The sequence below is a fragment of the Pseudomonas sp. BMW13 genome, from assembly GCF_013357275.1.
Taxonomy (GTDB): Bacteria; Pseudomonadota; Gammaproteobacteria; order Pseudomonadales; family Pseudomonadaceae; genus Aquipseudomonas; species Aquipseudomonas khazarica.
On sequence record NZ_SUKD01000012.1, the window covers coordinates 168,692 to 184,444 of the forward strand.

The 15,753-nt window shown below is 66.8% G+C and carries 12 protein-coding genes; 5 read left to right on the forward strand and 7 right to left on the reverse strand.

Annotation, left to right across the window (positions count from 1 at the left end):
* Window positions 1–75: 75 nt before the first annotated feature.
* The 3 genes from E4487_RS09870 to choX all read right to left on the reverse strand — a co-directional run bounded on the left by E4487_RS09870 (window position 76) and on the right by choX (window position 3,065).
* Window positions 76–1,041 carry an L-carnitine dehydrogenase gene (locus tag E4487_RS09870; protein WP_175253251.1) on the reverse strand — a complete coding sequence of 322 codons (966 nt, stop codon included), beginning with the start codon at window positions 1,039–1,041 and terminating at the stop codon, window positions 76–78.
* A 105-nt stretch (window positions 1,042–1,146) separates the two neighbouring features.
* Window positions 1,147–2,034 carry a 3-keto-5-aminohexanoate cleavage protein gene (locus E4487_RS09875; protein ID WP_037049944.1) on the reverse strand — a complete coding sequence of 296 codons (888 nt, stop codon included), beginning with the start codon at window positions 2,032–2,034 and terminating at the stop codon, window positions 1,147–1,149.
* A 98-nt stretch (window positions 2,035–2,132) separates the two neighbouring features.
* A complete protein-coding gene (gene choX / locus E4487_RS09880) occupies window positions 2,133–3,065 on the reverse strand; it encodes a choline ABC transporter substrate-binding protein (protein WP_037049947.1) in 933 nt (310 codons plus the stop codon).
* Between the two features lie 213 nt (window positions 3,066–3,278).
* Between choX and E4487_RS09885 the strand changes: the two genes are divergently transcribed.
* A complete protein-coding gene (locus tag E4487_RS09885; protein WP_134676134.1) occupies window positions 3,279–4,229 on the forward strand; it encodes a GlxA family transcriptional regulator in 951 nt (316 codons plus the stop codon).
* An 8-nt stretch (window positions 4,230–4,237) separates the two neighbouring features.
* On the opposite strand, the gene E4487_RS09890 is transcribed toward E4487_RS09885, so the two are convergent.
* From E4487_RS09890 to E4487_RS09905, 4 genes are read right to left on the reverse strand one after another with little or no spacing between them, the layout of a single operon-like run.
* On the reverse strand, window positions 4,238–4,459 hold the full coding sequence (locus E4487_RS09890) for a formate dehydrogenase subunit delta (RefSeq protein WP_037049955.1): 222 nt from the start codon (window positions 4,457–4,459) through the stop codon (window positions 4,238–4,240).
* The gene (gene fdhF / locus E4487_RS09895) at window positions 4,456–7,332 is read right to left on the reverse strand and encodes a formate dehydrogenase subunit alpha (RefSeq protein ID WP_037049957.1); all 2,877 of its coding nucleotides are present in this window, start codon (window positions 7,330–7,332) and stop codon (window positions 4,456–4,458) included. Before fdhF ends, E4487_RS09890 begins: the two co-directional genes overlap by 4 nt.
* On the reverse strand, window positions 7,329–8,888 hold the full coding sequence (locus tag E4487_RS09900; protein ID WP_175253252.1) for an NADH-quinone oxidoreductase subunit NuoF: 1,560 nt from the start codon (window positions 8,886–8,888) through the stop codon (window positions 7,329–7,331). The genes fdhF and E4487_RS09900 overlap by 4 nt, the downstream gene beginning before the upstream one ends.
* On the reverse strand, window positions 8,882–9,364 hold the full coding sequence (locus E4487_RS09905; protein ID WP_150607715.1) for a formate dehydrogenase subunit gamma: 483 nt from the start codon (window positions 9,362–9,364) through the stop codon (window positions 8,882–8,884). The genes E4487_RS09900 and E4487_RS09905 overlap by 7 nt, the downstream gene beginning before the upstream one ends.
* A 487-nt stretch (window positions 9,365–9,851) precedes the next feature.
* Here E4487_RS09905 and E4487_RS09910 point away from each other — a divergent pair, with 487 nt between their 5' ends.
* The 4 genes from E4487_RS09910 (at window position 9,852) to dgcB (ending at window position 15,733) form a co-directional block, all read left to right on the forward strand.
* The gene (locus E4487_RS09910; RefSeq protein WP_037049964.1) at window positions 9,852–10,829 is read left to right on the forward strand and encodes a dipeptidase; all 978 of its coding nucleotides are present in this window, start codon (window positions 9,852–9,854) and stop codon (window positions 10,827–10,829) included.
* Between the two features lie 147 nt (window positions 10,830–10,976).
* Window positions 10,977–11,507, forward strand: a complete 531-nt coding sequence (locus E4487_RS09915; RefSeq protein ID WP_037049967.1) for a DUF5943 domain-containing protein — start codon at window positions 10,977–10,979, stop codon at window positions 11,505–11,507.
* 89 nt (window positions 11,508–11,596) lie between these two features.
* The gene (dgcA, locus tag E4487_RS09920; RefSeq protein WP_175253253.1) at window positions 11,597–13,657 is read left to right on the forward strand and encodes a dimethylglycine demethylation protein DgcA; all 2,061 of its coding nucleotides are present in this window, start codon (window positions 11,597–11,599) and stop codon (window positions 13,655–13,657) included.
* A gap of 114 nt (window positions 13,658–13,771) precedes the next feature.
* Window positions 13,772–15,733 (forward strand): dimethylglycine demethylation protein DgcB, encoded by a 1,962-nt coding sequence (gene dgcB, locus E4487_RS09925; protein ID WP_175253254.1) that lies wholly within the window; start codon window positions 13,772–13,774, stop codon window positions 15,731–15,733.
* Window positions 15,734–15,753: the final 20 nt, after the last annotated feature.

The following is a 15,753-nucleotide window of genomic DNA, read 5'->3' on the forward strand; positions in this document are numbered from 1 at the left end:
CCCGCAGGCAGGAGAACGGTGGGCGGAGGGGTTGGATAGCGTAGCGCAGGGTTGCCCTGCGCAGAACGGACTCGGCTACTCGGCGAAATCGAAGCCGTGCTTGGCCTTGGTCTGGCGGATCGCCTCGAGTACCGCCAGCAGGCAGTCGTCGCGGTAGCGTTCCAGTGCATCCAGGCTGCGCTCGCCCTGCTGCACGGCAGTCCCTTCGACTACCGCATCGATCAGCCCCTCGGTCAGTTCCGGCGCTTCCAGGTAGGTCCAGGGCAGCTTCAGCGCCGGGCCGAACTGGGCCATGAAGTGGCGCATGCCGGCCGGCCCGCCGGCCAGGGTGTAGGTGAGGAAGGAGCCCATGAACGACCAGCGCAGGCCGGCGCCGAAGCGGATCGCGTCATCGATCTCGCCCGTGGTGGCCACACCGTCGTTGACCAGGTGCAGCGACTCGCGCCACAGCGCCTCGAGCAGGCGGTCGGCGATGAAGCCCGGCACCTCCTTGCGCACGTGCAAGGGGCGCATGCCCAGCGATGCATAGACCTGGATCGCGGCCTGCACGGCCTCCGCTGCGGTTTTCGCGCCACCGACCACCTCCACCAGCGGCAGCAGGTAGACCGGATTGAACGGGTGGCCGACCAGGCAACGCTCGGGGCGCACGGCATCGGCATAGAACTCGCTGGGCAGCAGGCCCGAGGTGCTGGAGCCGATCAGCACGTCGGGGCGCGCGGCGGCGCTGATCTTCGCGTGCAGCTCGCACTTGAGTTCCAGGCGCTCGGGCGCACTTTCCTGGATGAAGTCGGCGTTGGCCACGCATTGCTCGATGCTCTCGACGAAACGCAGCCGCTCCAGCGAGGCGCCGGGCGCCAGCCCCTGCTTCTGCAGCGCGGGCCAGGCGTTGGCCAGGCGCGTGCGCAGCGCCTGCTCGGCGCCTGGGGCCGGGTCCCAGGCGATCACGTCGAGGCCATGGGCCAGGGCGCGGGCGATCCAGCCGGCACCGATCACACCGGTGCCGAGGGCGGCGAAAGTCTTGATCTCGGTAACGAAGGTCATGCTTGAACTCCGGTAGCCCGGATGCAATCCGGGGGATGGCAAAGGTTTTCTCGGCTCTGGTTCAGAGTGAGGGGCGCTCGCAAGCGCCCCGGACGACGTGGCGCGTCAGCCACGCCGCTTGAGTTTCATCTTCTCGCGGCCCTCGGCCGGGGTCAGGGCACGGCCGCCAAGGCGTTCGATGATCTCGATGGCGCGCTCGACCAGTTGACCGTTGCTGGCATGCACGCCGCGATCGAGCCAGATGTTGTCCTCCAGCCCCACGCGTACGTGGCCACCCAGCAGCATGGCCTGGGCGACCATGGGCATCTGCATGCGGCCGATGCCGAAGCCGGCCCAGGTGATGCCGGGAGGCAGGTTGTCGACCATGGCCTTCATGCTGGTGGTGTCGGCCGGCGCGCCCCAGGGAATGCCCAGGCACAGCTGGATCAGCGGGTCTTCCAGCAGCCCCTCCTTGAGCATCTGCCTGGCGAACCACAGGTGCCCGGTGTCGAAGATCTCCAGCTCGGCCTTGACCCCCAGCTCGGTGATGCGTCTGGCGCCGGCACGCAGCTGCGCCGGGGTGGAGACGTAGATGAAGTCGCCGTCGCCGAAGTTCAGCGTGCCGCAGTCCAGCGTGCAGATTTCCGGCAGCAGCGCCTCGACGTGCGCCAGGCGTTCGATGGGCCCGACCAGATCGGTACCGGCGCCGAACTCGAGCGGCTGCTCGCCCGCGCCGATCTCCAGATCGCCGCCCATGCCGGCGGTGAGGTTGATGATCACATCGGTGTCGCTGTCGCGGATGCGCTCGACCACCTCGCGGTACAGCGCCACGTCACGGCTGGGCTTGCCGGTCTGCGGATCGCGCACGTGGCAGTGGGCGACGGTGGCGCCGGCCTTGGCCGCCTCGATGGCAGCGGCAGCGATTTCCTTGGGGGTGACCGGTATCGCCGGGTGCTTGCCGACGGTGTCGCCAGCGCCGGTCACCGCGCAGGTGACGATAACCTCGTAGTTCATCTTGAGCTGTCCTGTGCAGGGCATGAGGGTGCCTGCGGCATGGCCGCATGCGTTGGAGAAATGGGGATGGGCGCCGGCCGCAGGCCGGCGCCAGGGGCTCAGTTGCCGGCGACCAGGGCGGCGTTGGCCGGCTTGCCGTCGAGCGTGGTGACCCCGACGAGCCAGGCGTCGACCACCTGCGGGTTGGCCTTGATCCAGTCACGCGCGACCTGCTCCGGCGCCTTGCGCTCCATGATCGGCTGCATCAGCGCCGCCTCCTGGTCGCTGGTGAAGCGCAGGCTGGTCAGCAGGCGATTGGCATTCGGGCAGCGCTCGGCGTAGTCCGGCGCAGTCACGGTGGAGACGGTGGCGGCGCCATCGTTGGGGCCGAACACATCGTCGGTGCCGCTCAGGTAGGAGATCTTCATCGACAGGTTCATCGGATGGGGTTTCCAGCCGAAGAACACCACCGGTTTCTGGTTCTTCACCGCGCGACCGACCGCTGCGAGCATGCCCGCCTCGCTGGACTCGACGAGCTTGAAGCCGCCCAGGCCGAACTGGTTGGCATCGATCATCTTCTGAATCGCGGTGTTGGCCCCGGAGCCGGCCTCGATACCGTAGATCTTGCCGTCCAGCTCGTCCTTGAACCTGGCGATGTCGGCCAGGGTCCTGAGGCCCTTGTCGGCGGTGTAGCTGGGTACCGCGAGCACTGCCACGGCATCGCTCAGCGACGGCTCGGCGGCGACCTTGACCGCGCCGGCCTCGAGGAACGGCTTGATGTTGTCATCCATGATCGGCTTCCAGTAGCCGAGGAAGGCGTCGACCTGGCCCTTCTGGATACCGGCGAAGATGATCTGTTGCGATGCCTGGGTCTGCTTGGTCTCGTAGCCGAGCCCTTTCAGCAGCTCGCTGGCGACTGCGGTGGTGGCGACCACGTCGGTCCAGCCGACGGCGCCGAGGCGAACGTTCTTGCAGCTGGCATCATCGGCCAGCAGGGAGGTACTGAACAGGCTCAGGGTGCAGCACGCGGCCAGCGCGGTAAGACCTTTCATCTGGGTGCTCCTCATCGTGTCACAGCGGTTCTATTTCGTTCTTCTAGAGGCTCGTGGCCCCCACCGTGCTCGGGGATCTCGTCTCCCGATGACACCACCTTACGCCGGCCACTGGCAGAATATTCGAACTTATTCGACTATTACTTGACCTATGACGACCTGTTTTATGCGACATCTGCGCCTGCTTCCCTGGCGCAGACGCGCGGAGCGACGATGACCCAGACCTTCTGCTTCCTGCTCCTGCCCGGCTTTTCCATGATGGGCCTGATGTCGGCGATCGAGCCATTGCGCGTGGCCAACCGCTTTCGCGGCGACCTGTATCGCTGGCACCTGCTCAGCCGCGACGGCGCCGCCGTGGCGGCGAGCAACGGCATGTCGCTGAATGTCGACGGAGCACTGGAACTGGTGGAGGCGACCGAGGCGCTGTTCGTGGTCGCCGGTTTCGACCCGCTGGCCCACCACGACAGTCGCCTGACGCACTGGCTGCAACGCTGCGAAACGGAGCTCAAGGTGCTTGGCGGCATCGACACCGGCAGTTTCGTGCTGGCCGAGGCCGGGCTGTTCCAGCAGCAGCGCCTGACCCTGCACTGGGAAGCCATCGACGCCTTCCGCGAACGCTATCCGGCGCTGCAGGTGACCCAGGAGCTGTTCGAGATCGACGGCCGGCGCATCACCAGTGCCGGCGGCACCAGCAGCCTCGACCTGATGCTCGGGCTGATCGCCCAGGACCATGGCGAGCCCCTGGCGGTGCAGGTTTCCGAGCAGTTCGTGGTCAGTCGCATCCGCACGCGCCTGGACCACCAGCGCATGCAGGTGGCCAGCCGCTATGGCCTGCACAACCGCAAGCTGATCCGCGTCATCGGCGAGATGGAGCGCCACAGCGAGCAGCCGTTGAGCGGCGAGGTGCTGGCCGAGCGCGTCGGCGTCAGCGTGCGCCAGCTGGAGCGTCTGTTCCGCCACCACCTGGCGACCACGCCGTCGGCGTTCTATCTCGGCCTGCGCCTGGACAAGGCGCGCCAGCTGCTGCGCCAGAGCGATCTCAGCGTGCTCGAGGTGAGCCTGGCCTGCGGTTTCGAGTCATCGAGCTACTTCTCCCGCAGCTACAAGGCGCACTTCGGCAGCACGCCAAGCAGGGACAGGCACGAGCACCCGTCCCACGCCTGAGCGGGGTGCTAGACGGAGCGGCCCATTTCGGCCAGCGCGGACTGCACCAGGGGGTGCAGGTTCTCGCCGTGGCGCTCCAGTTGCCAGGCCATCAGTTCGATGCGCATCGCCGGCGTCCAGAAGTTCTGCAGGTGCTGATGAACCCCCTTGACCGCCTGCTCCCTGTCCGGCTCGGTGGCGAAGAACTGGGCGATCTGATTGGCCATCTTGACCAGGTTCTCGGCGCTCATCGACGCACCTCCGCTTTCTCCTGCCTGCGCCGCTCGGCGAGCAGACGCCGCTGCTCGTCACTGAAGGCCTGGTAGCGTTTCTGCCACTCCGAAGGCTGGTAGACCCGGGTGACCTCCACCGCCGTGACCTTGTACTCCGGGCAGTTGGTCGCCCAGTCGGAGTTGTCGGTGGTGATCACGTTGGCGCCGGACTCCGGGAAGTGGAAGGTGGTGTAGACCACCCCCGGCGCCACGCGCTCACTGACCCGCGCGCGCAGTACGGTCTGCCCGGAGCGGCTGCCCACGCCGACCCAGTCGCCGTCGCCGATACCGCGGCTCTCGGCATCGCTGGGGTGGATCTCCAGGCGGTCCTCCTCGTGCCAGGCGACGTTGTCGGTACGCCGCGTCTGCGCGCCGACGTTGTACTGGCTGAGAATGCGCCCGGTGGTGAGCAGCAGCGGGAAGCGGCTGTTGACCTTCTCTTCGGTCGGCACGTAGCCGGTGAGCATGAAGCGCCCCTTGCCCCGCACGAACTGGTCGATGTGCATGGTCGGCGTACCGTCCGGCGCGGCATCGTTGCACGGCCACTGCAGGCTGCCGTGACGGTCGAGTTCGGCGTAGCTGACACGGGCGAAGGTCGGCGTCAGGCTGGCGATCTCGTCCATGATCTGCGCCGGGTGCTGATAGTCCATCCGGTAGCCCAGCGCCTCGGCCAGGGCGATGGTGGCCTGCCAGTCGGACTTGCCGGCCAGTGGTTCCATCACCTTGCGCACCCGCGAGATGCGCCGCTCGGCGTTGGTGAAGGTGCCGTCCTTCTCGAGGAAGGAACTGCCCGGCAGGAACACATGGGCGAACTTGGCGGTTTCGTTGAGGAAGATGTCCTGCACCACCACGCACTCCATCGCCGACAGCGCGGCGGTGACGTGCTGGGTGTTGGGGTCGCTCTGGGCGATGTCCTCGCCCTGGCAGTACAGCGCCTTGAAGCTGCCGCCGAGCGCGGCCTCGAACATGTTGGGGATGCGCAGGCCCGGATCGGGTTGCAGGGTGACGCCCCAGGCCTGTTCGAACTGGGCGCGGACCTCGGCGTTGGAGACATGCCGGTAACCCGGCAGCTCGTGCGGGAAGGAGCCCATGTCGCAGGAACCCTGCACGTTGTTCTGCCCGCGCAGCGGGTTGACCCCCACGCCTTCGCGGCCGATGTTGCCGGTGGCCATGGCCAGGTTGGCGATGCCCATCACGGTGGTACTGCCCTGGCTGTGCTCGGTGACGCCCAGGCCATAGTAGATGGCCGCATTGCCACCGGTGGCGTACAGGCGCGCCGCCTGACGAATCAGCTGCGGCTCGACGCCACAGACCGGGCCGAGCACCTCCGGCGAATTCTCCGCCTGGCCGACGAAGGCGCTCCAGCGGGCGAAGTCCGCGGCTTCGCAGCGCGCGTCGATGAATGCCTGGTCGAGCAGGCCCTCGCTGACGATGACGTGCGCCAGCGCGTTGAGCATGGCCACGTTGGTGCCCGGACGCAGCGCCAGGTGCAGCTCGGCGCGGGCGTGCGGCGAATCCACCAGGTCGATGCGCCGCGGATCGATGACAATCAGCCGTGCGCCCTGACGCAGGCGGCGCTTGAGCTGGGAGCCGAACACCGGGTGCGCGTCGGTGGGGTTGGCGCCGATCACCAGGATCACGTCGGCCTGCATCACGGAATCGAAGTTCTGCGTGCCGGCCGACTCGCCGAGGGTCTGCTTGAGGCCGTAGCCGGTCGGCGAGTGGCAGACGCGCGCACAGGTATCGACGTTGTTGTTGCCGAAGCCGGCTCGCACCAGCTTCTGCACCAGGTAGACCTCCTCGTTGGTGCAGCGGCTGGAGGTGATGCCACCGATGGAGTCACGCCCGTAGGCCAGCTGGATGCGGCGGAACTCGCTGGCGGCGTAGGTCACCGCCTCGTCCCAGCTGACCTCCTGCCACGGATCGCTGATGCGTTTGCGGATCATCGGCTTGGTGATGCGATCCGGGTGGGTCGCATAGCCCCAGGCGAAGCGCCCCTTGACGCAGGAGTGGCCGTGGTTGGCCTGGCCGTTCTTGTCCGGCACCATGCGCACCAACTCGTCGCCCTTCATCTCGGCGCGGAACGAGCAACCGACACCGCAGTAGGCACAGGTGGTGATCACACTGCGCTCGGGCTGGCCCTTCTCGACCACGCTCTTTTCCATCAGCGTCGCGGTCGGGCAGGCCTGCACGCAGGCGCCGCAGGAGACGCACTCGGAGCTGAGGAAATCCTCGCCCCCCGCCGCCGCCACTCGCGAGTCGAAGCCACGCCCGTCGATGGTCAGGGCGAAGGTGCCCTGTACCTCCTCGCAGGCCCGCACGCAGCGGCTGCAGACGATGCACTTGCTCGGGTCGTAGTCGAAGTAGGGGTTGGAGACGTCCTTGGCCTCGCTCAGGTGGTTGGCCCCCTCGTAGCCGTAACGCACCTCGCGCAGGCCGACCTGGCCGGCGACGGTCTGCAGCTCGCAGTTGCCGTTGGCCGAGCAGGTCAGGCAGTCCAGCGGGTGATCGGAGATGTACAGCTCCATCACGTTGCGGCGCAGGGTCGCCAGCTTCGTGGTCTGGGTACGCACCACCATGCCCTCGCTGACCGGCGTGGTGCAGGACGCGGGGTAGCCGCGCATGCCCTCGATCTCGACCAGGCACATGCGGCAGGAGCCGAAGGCTTCCAGATTGTCGCTGGCGCAGAGCTTGGGAATGCTGGTGCCGAGCATCGCGGCGGCGCGCATCACCGAGGTGCCGGCCGGCACGCTGATGCTGCGTCCATCGATGTTCAGGCTGACCTGCACCTCGCTCTCGCGAGCAGGGGTGCCGAAGTCGGTGTCCGTGGCGGGGTCGAAGTAGCTGATCATTGTTCTGCCTCCGAGGTCTTGAGCCCGAAGTCGCCGGGGAAGTGCTTGAGCGCACTGCTCACCGGAAAGGCCGTCATTCCACCCAGGGCACACAGGGAGCCGTGGGTCAGGGTGTCGCACAGGTCCTTGAGGATGATCACCTGCTCGTCACGGGCAGCGTCATCGCTGGCCGCCAGCAGGCGGTCGACCACCTCGACGCCGCGGGTGGAGCCGATGCGACAGGGCGTGCACTTGCCGCAGGACTCCTCGGCGCAGAACGCCAGGGCGAAACGCGCCATCTGCGCCATGTCCAGGCTGTCATCGGCCAGCACCACGCCACCGTGCCCGAGCATCGCGCCCATGGCGGCAAAGGCCTCGTAATCCAGCGGCGTGTCGAACTGCGCCGGAGGCACCCAGGCGCCCAGCGGGCCGCCGACCTGCGCCGCCTTGATCGGCCGGCCGCTGGCGGTCCCGCCGCCGTAGTCCTCCACCAGCTCGCGCAGGGTCAGGCCGAAGGCGCGCTCGACCAGGCCGCCCTGGCGGACGTTGCCGGCGAGCTGGAACGGCATGGTGCCGAGCGAGCGCCCCATGCCGAAATCGCGGTAGAAGGCGGCGCCACGCGCCAGGATGACCGGCACCGAGGCCAGGGTCAGCACGTTGTGCACCAGCGTGGGCTGGCCGAACAGCCCCTGCAGCGCCGGCAGCGGCGGCTTGGCCCGCACCGTGCCACGCTTGCCCTCGAGGGATTCGAGCAGCGAGGTCTCTTCGCCGCAGATGTAGGCGCCAGCGCCGACACGCACCTCCAGGTCGAAGGCGCGGCCACTGCCGCCCACATCGGCGCCGAGCCAGCCGGCTGCGCGGGCGACCTCGATGGCCTCGCGCAGGACCTGCACGGCCTGCGGGTATTCGGAGCGCACGTAGATGTAGCCCATGCTCGCCTCGACCGCCAGGCCGGCAATCGCCATGCCCTCGATCAGCACGAAGGGGTCGCCCTCCATCAGCATGCGGTCGGCGAAGGTGCCGGAGTCGCCTTCGTCGGCATTGCACACCACGTACTTCTGCGCGGCCTGGGCGCCGCGCACGGTGCGCCACTTGATGCCGGCCGGGAAGGCCGCGCCGCCACGCCCGCGCAGCCCGGAATCGAGCACCTCGGTGACGATGGCGTCGCCGTCCATGCCGATGGCGCGGGTCAGCCCCGCGAATCCGCCGCTGGCGCAATAATCCTCCAGCACCGTGGGCCGGGTCAGACCGGCACGGGCGAAGATCAGTCGTTGCTGGCTATGGATGAACGGCAGCGCCTCGACCAGTCCGACGGCAGCCGGCGCCGGGTTGCCGGCATCGGTCAGGGCATCGAGCAGCGCGCCGGCCTGGTCGGCAGACAACGGGCCGAAACCCTGGCGCCCTTCGGCGCTGTCGACCTCCACCAGCGGCTCCAGCCAGTACATGCCGCGCGAACTGCTGCGGCGGATCTCCAGCGGCAACTGGCGGCGCTCGGCCTCCTCGCGCAGGGCCTCGGCCAGCAGATCGGCACCCACTGCGCGGGCGAGCGAATCGCAGGGAACATGGAGCGTCAGCATGATTCTTTCTCCAGGCAGCCTTCGACCAGTTCGTGCAGGCGCTGCGGCGTCACCCGCGCATGCACCTGGCCATCCAGTTCCAGGGCCGGAGAACAGGCGCAGGCACCCAGGCAGTAGACCGGGCGCAGACTGATCTGGCCATCCGCGCTGGAGCCGTGGTCATCCAGGTCGAGGTGCTCGCGCACCTGGGCGGCCAGCGCCTTGGCACCACGGCTCTGGCACGACTCGGCGAGGCACAGGCGCAGGATGTGCCTGGCCGGCGCGACGCGGCGGAAGTCGTGGTAGAAGCTGATCACGCCGAGCACCTCGGCCTGGGTCAGGTTCAGGGCATGGGCGATCTCGCCGATGGCGATATCCGGTATGTGACCGATACCGTCCTGGATGGCGTGCAGCACGGGCAGCAGGGCGCCGGGGGTGTCCTTGTGCGCGTGCAGAACGCCTTGGATCAAAGGCAGGTGAAGCGTCTCATCAGGCATTACAGCGTTCCTCTGTCACAGGCCGTTGTTGTTCTTGGGGCCTGGAGGTTTCGGCTGTGGCGAGCGGCCCGCCACGGTTGCGGGCCGATCACCATCGAAGATGGCCAGGGCGGTGCATCTGCGCGCACGCGCCTGGGCATTGGCTGAGCTTGCCATTCCCGCACCGGCGGGATTGCACCGCAGCGACGCCGCGCATACTGAAACCGACGCCCGGCGACGAAGCACTGCCACACCCATCCTTTATAGGCGTTGACGACAGGATTCGCCGCGCCATCGCGCCCGTCATCGCGAACGCGCCATGGCCCGGAGCCCGCCAGGCAGACGCGAAAGCGGCGCAGCGAAGCCCGCATGTCTATCCGCGACCGGTTTGACGTTTTCGGCAATACCCCAGTCGTTTTTACGCGATAGCGCCCAAAGTCCCGGGGATATGCTCCCCCCAAAGCGCCGACAGTCGATTCGGCGCAGAAGAACCCAAGGGGACAGCCTGATGAGCCCAGCCGAATTGCACGCCGACAGCATCGTCATCGACGGTCTGATCATTGCCAAATGGAACCGCGAACTGTTCGAAGACATGCGCAAGGGTGGCCTGACCGCCGCCAACTGCACCGTGTCCGTGTGGGAGGGTTTCCAGGCCACCGTCAACAGCATCGCCGCCAGCAGCAAGCTGATCCGCGAGAACAGCGACCTGGTGATGCCGGTACGCACCACCGCCGACATCCGCAAGGCCAAGGAACTGGGCAAGACCGGCATCCTCTTCGGCTTCCAGAATGCCCATGCCTTCGAAGACCAGATCGGCTACGTGGAGGTGTTCAAGCAGCTCGGCGTCGGCATCGTGCAGATGTGCTACAACACCCAGAACCTGGTCGGCACCGGCTGCTACGAGCGTGACGGCGGCCTGTCCGGGTTCGGCCGCGAGATCGTCGCCGAGATGAACCGTGTCGGCATCATGTGCGACCTGTCGCACGTCGGCTCCAAGACCAGCGAGGAGGTCATCCTCGAATCGAAGAAGCCGGTCACCTACTCCCACTGCCTGCCGTCCGGCCTGAAGGAGCACCCGCGCAACAAGTCCGACGAAGAGCTGAAGTTCATCGCCGACCACGGCGGCTTCGTCGGCGTGACCATGTTCGCGCCGTTCCTGGCCAAGGGCATCGACTCGACCATCGACGACTACGCCGAAGCCATCGAGTACGTGATGAACATCGTCGGCGAAGACGCCATCGGCATCGGCACCGACTTCACCCAGGGCCACGGCCAGGACTTCTTCGAGTACCTGACCCACGACAAGGGCTATGCCCGTCGCCTGACCAACTTCGGCAAGATCATCAACCCGCTGGGCATCCGCACCGTGGGCGAATTCCCCAACCTCACCGAGACCCTGCTGGGGCGCGGCCATTCCGAACGCGTGGTGCGCAAGATCATGGGCGAGAACTGGGTACGCGTTCTGGCCGATGTCTGGGGCGAGTAAGCCCTTCACGATAATCAATCGACTGCATCTCGTAGGGTGGATGACGCTTCTTTCATCCACCAACCCCGCACGCGGCGGGCTTAACGCTGCGGTGGATGGATGAAGCGCCATCCACCCTACCTACAACCTGATTCCGGAGTTGCCAACATGTCCACCCACGCCCCCGAAATGCCCATCCTGGTCGACGACGAAACCGGCGTCTGGACCACCGACGCGCTGCCGATGCTGTATGTGCCGCGCCACTTCTTCGTCAACAACCACATGGGCATCGAGGAAGTGCTCGGCGCCGACAAGTACGCCGAGATCCTCTACAAGGCCGGCTACAAGTCCGCGTGGCATTGGTGCGAGAAGGAAGCCGAGTGCCATGGCATCGAAGGCGCGGCGGTGTTCGAGCACTACATGAAGCGTCTGTCGCAGCGCGGCTGGGGCCTGTTCGAAACGCAGAAGCTGGACCTGGAGACCGGCTACGCCGAGGTCAAGCTCAAGCATTCGGCCTTCGTCTACGTGTACGGCAAGGTGAACCGCAAGGTCGACTACATGTTCACCGGCTGGTTCTCCGGCGCCATCGACCAGATCCTGGCCGCCAAGGGCAGCCCGATCCGCACCGTCACCGTGCAGGAATACAGCGGCTCCGAAGAAGGCCATGACGACGGGCTGTTCATCACCCGGCCACTCTGAGTCACCCATAAGAAATCCGCGAGAGGGCCTCAGCCGCGACGGCAGCCCTCTAGCGGAACCGCTACAGCGCTTACCGTGAGGATGCCGTAATGGCCTTCGAAGCAATGTTCCAGCCGATCCAGATCGGCAAGCTCACCATCCGCAACCGCGTGCTCTCCACCGCGCATGCCGAGGTCTACGCCACCGATGGCGGCATGACCACCGAGCGCTACGTCAAATACTACGAAGAGAAGGCCAAGGGCGGCATCGGCCTGGCCATCTGCGGCGGCTCCTCGGTGGTGGCCATCGACAGCCCGCAGGAATGGTGGAGCTCGGTGAACCTGTCCACCGACCGCATCATCCCGCACTTCCAGAATCTCGCCGACGCCATGCACAAGCACGGCGCCAAGATCATGATCCAGATTACCCACATGGGTCGTCGCTCGCGCTGGGACGGCTTCAACTGGCCGACCCTGATGTCGCCGTCCGGCGTGCGTGAGCCGGTGCACCGCGCCACCTGCAAGACCATCGAGGTCGAGGAAATCTGGCGCGTGATCGGCAACTACGCGCAGGCCGCACGCCGCGCCAAGGAAGGCGGCCTGGATGGCGTCGAGCTGTCCGCCGTGCACCAGCACATGATCGACCAGTTCTGGTCGCCGCGGGTGAACAAGCGTACCGACGAATGGGGCGGCAGCTTCGAGGGGCGCATGAAGTTCGGCCTGGAAGTGCTCAAGGCCGTGCGCGCCGAGGTCGGTGACGACTTCTGCGTGGGCATGCGCATCTGCGGCGACGAATTCCACCCGGACGGCCTGTCCCACGAGGACATGAAGCAGATCGCCGCCTACTACGACGCCACTGGCATGATCGACTTCATCGGCGTGGTCGGCTCGGGCTGCGACACCCACAACACCCTGGCCAACGTCATCCCCAACATGAGCTACCCGCCGGAGCCCTTCCTGCACCTGGCGGCCGGGATCAAGGAAGTGGTCAAGGTGCCGGTGCTGCACGCGCAGAACATCAAGGACCCGAACCAGGCCACGCGCATCCTCGAGGGCGGCTACGTCGACATGGTCGGCATGACCCGCGCGCACATCGCCGACCCGCACCTGATCGCCAAGATCAAGATGGGCCAGGTCGACCAGATCAAGCAGTGCGTCGGTGCCAACTACTGCATCGACCGTCAGTACCAGGGCCTGGACGTGCTGTGCATCCAGAACGCTGCGACCAGCCGTGAATACATGGGCGTGCCGCACATCATCGAGAAAACCACCGGGCCCAAGCGCAAGGTGGTGGTCGTCGGTGGCGGCCCGGCCGGCATGGAAGCGGCGCGCGTCGCCGCCGAGCGCGGCCACGACGTGACCCTGTTCGAGAAGCAGGACCAGCTGGGCGGGCAGATCACCCTGGCAGCCAAGGCGCCTCAGCGTGACCAGATCGCCGGCATCACCCGCTGGTACCAGCTGGAACTGGCGCGCCTGGGCATCGACCTGCGCCTGAGCACTCCGGCGGACGAGGCGACCATTCTCGACCTGCGCCCGGATGTCGTGCTGCTGGCCAACGGCGGCCACTCCTTCCTCGAGCAGAACGAACACTGGGGCGCCGCCGAAGGGCTGGTGGTGAGCAGCTGGGACGTGCTGGCAGGCAAGGTCGCACCGGGCAAGAACGTGCTGGTGTACGACACCATCTGCGAATTCACCGGCATGTCGGTGGCCGACTTCCTCGCCGACAAGGGTGCGCAGGTCGAGATCGTCACCGACGACATCAAGCCGGGCGTGGCCATGGGCGGTACCACCTTCCCCACCTACTACCGCAGCCTGTATCCGAAGGAAGTCATCATGACCGGTGACATGATGCTGGAGAAGGTCTACCGCGAGGGTGACAAGCTGGTGGCGGTACTCGAGAACGAGTACACCGGCCAGAAAGAGGAGCGCGTGATCGACCAGGTGGTGGTGGAGAACGGCGTGCGTCCGGACGAAGGCCTCTACTACGCGCTCAAGGAAGGCTCGCGCAACAAGGGCCAGATCGACGTCGAGGCGCTGTTCGCGATCAAGCCGCAGCCCTGCCTCTCCGAGCCGGGCGACAGCTATCTGCTGTTCCGCATCGGCGACTGCGTCGCGCAGCGTAACGTGCACGCGGCGATCTACGACGCCCTGCGGCTCTGTAAAGACTTTTAAGCAGCCTCCTGTAGGAGCCGGCTTGCCGGCGACAGACGATGACGTGACTGCGTTGCTCGCGCGTCCGAATCGCTGGCCAGCCGGCTCCTACAAGACCCTTGCGGGAGCTTCACCATGCTTGGCACTCTACTTCCCATCCTGCTCTTCGCCGCCCTCGGCCTCGCCGTGCTGGGCGCGCTGAAGCGCTTCTTCATGTGGCGCCGTGGCCGGCCGGCCAAGGTCGACTGGATCGGCGGCCTGCTGCAGATGCCGCGCCGCTACCTGGTCGATCTGCACCATGTGGTCGAACGCGACAAGTACATGTCCAGGACCCACGTCGCCACCGCCGGCGGCTTCGTCCTGGCAGCCGTGCTGGCCATCCTCGTGCACGGTTTCGGCCTGCACAACCGCATCCTCGGCTTCGCCCTGCTGGCGGCCACCGTGCTGATGTTCAGCGGCGCCCTGTTCGTCGCCAAGCGTCGTCTGGACCCGCCGTCGCGCCTGTCGAAAGGCCCATGGATGCGTTTGCCGAAGAGCCTGCTGATGTTCGCGGCCAGCTTCTTCATCGCCACCCTGCCGGTGGCCGGCATTCTCCCCGCCGGTTTCGGTGGCTGGGTTCTGGCCATCCTCCTTGCCGTTGGCGTGGCCTGGGGCGTGTCCGAGCTGTTCTTCGGCATGACCTGGGGCGGGCCGATGAAACATGCCTTCGCCGGTGCCCTGCACCTGGCCTGGCACCGCCGCGCCGAGCGTTTCGCTGGTGGCCGCTCCAGCGGCCTGAAAGCGCTGGACCTGAACGACCCGAAAGCACCGCTGGGGGTGGAAAAACCCAGCGACTTCACCTGGAACCAGCTGCTTGGCTTCGACGCCTGCGTGCAGTGCGGCAAGTGCGAGGCCATGTGCCCGGCCTTCGCCGCCGGCCAGCCGCTGAATCCGAAGAAGCTGATCCAGGACATGGTCATCGGCCTGGCGGGCGGCAACGACGCCAAGTTCGCCGGCAGCCCCTACCCAGGCAAACCGCTCGGTGAACACAGCGGCGGCCCGCACCAGCCGATCGTCTCGCTGCACGGCAAGGCGCTGGTCGATGCCGAAACGCTGTGGTCGTGCACCACCTGCCGCGCCTGCGTCGAGGAATGCCCGATGATGATCGAGCACGTCGACGCCATCGTCGACATGCGTCGCCACCTGACCCTGGAGAAAGGCGCCACGCCGAACAAGGGTGCCGAGGTGCTGGACAACCTGATCGCCACCGACAACCCCGGCGGTTTCAACCCGGGCGGCCGCCTGAACTGGGCCGCCGACCTGAACCTGCCACTGCTCGCCGACAAGGGCGAGACCGACGTGCTGTTCTGGGTCGGTGACGGCGCCTTCGACATGCGCAACCAGCGCACCCTGCGCGCCTTCGTGAAGATCCTCAATACCGCCGGTGTCGACTTCGCCGTGCTCGGCCTGGAAGAACGCGACAGCGGTGACGTGGCCCGTCGCCTGGGTGACGAGGCGACCTTCCAGCACCTGGCCAAGCGCAATATCGCGACCATGGCCAAGTACCGCTTCAAGCGCATCGTCAGCTGCGACCCGCACAGTTTCCACGTACTGAAGAACGAGTACGGCGCGCTCGGCGGCAACTACCAGGTGCTGCACCACAGCACCTTCATCGACGAGCTGGTGCGCAATGGCTCGCTCAACCTCGGGCAGAGCAAGGCCGCCAGCGTCACCTACCATGACCCCTGCTACCTGGGTCGCTACAACGGCGAGTACGAAGCGCCGCGCGCGGTGCTCAGGGCCATCGGCATCGAGGTCAGGGAGATGGAACGTTCGGGCTTCCGTTCGCGCTGCTGCGGCGGCGGTGGCGGCGCGCCGATCACCGACATCCCCGGCAAGCAACGCATCCCCGACATGCGCATGGTCGACATCAGGGAAACCGGCGCCGAGCTGGTCGCCGTCGGCTGCCCGCAGTGCACGGCGATGCTCGAAGGCGTGGTCGCACCGCGCCCGGAAATCAAGGACATCGCCGAACTGGTCGCCGAGGTGCTGATCGAGCCCACCGAAGTGCCGGCCAAGCGCCCGAACGCCCAGCGTGCAGCCGCGGAGGTGCAGTGATGAACGCGAGCGACGCAGGG

Coding starts and splice junctions, on each gene's coding strand:
- E4487_RS09885 (WP_134676134.1), top strand. CDS start 3,279: ATGACCCAGACCTTCTGCTTCCTGCTCCTGCCCGGCTTTTCCATGATG.
- fdhF (WP_037049957.1), bottom strand. CDS start 7,332: ATGATCAGCTACTTCGACCCCGCCACGGACACCGACTTCGGCACCCCT.
- dgcB (WP_175253254.1), top strand. CDS start 13,772: ATGCTTGGCACTCTACTTCCCATCCTGCTCTTCGCCGCCCTCGGCCTC.
- E4487_RS09915 (WP_037049967.1), top strand. CDS start 10,977: ATGTCCACCCACGCCCCCGAAATGCCCATCCTGGTCGACGACGAAACC.
- choX (WP_037049947.1), bottom strand. CDS start 3,065: ATGAAAGGTCTTACCGCGCTGGCCGCGTGCTGCACCCTGAGCCTGTTC.
- E4487_RS09905 (WP_150607715.1), bottom strand. CDS start 9,364: ATGCCTGATGAGACGCTTCACCTGCCTTTGATCCAAGGCGTTCTGCAC.
- dgcA (WP_175253253.1), top strand. CDS start 11,597: ATGGCCTTCGAAGCAATGTTCCAGCCGATCCAGATCGGCAAGCTCACC.
- E4487_RS09910 (WP_037049964.1), top strand. CDS start 9,852: ATGAGCCCAGCCGAATTGCACGCCGACAGCATCGTCATCGACGGTCTG.
- E4487_RS09870 (WP_175253251.1), bottom strand. CDS start 1,041: ATGACCTTCGTTACCGAGATCAAGACTTTCGCCGCCCTCGGCACCGGT.
- E4487_RS09900 (WP_175253252.1), bottom strand. CDS start 8,888: ATGCTGACGCTCCATGTTCCCTGCGATTCGCTCGCCCGCGCAGTGGGT.
- E4487_RS09875 (WP_037049944.1), bottom strand. CDS start 2,034: ATGAACTACGAGGTTATCGTCACCTGCGCGGTGACCGGCGCTGGCGAC.
- E4487_RS09890 (WP_037049955.1), bottom strand. CDS start 4,459: ATGAGCGCCGAGAACCTGGTCAAGATGGCCAATCAGATCGCCCAGTTC.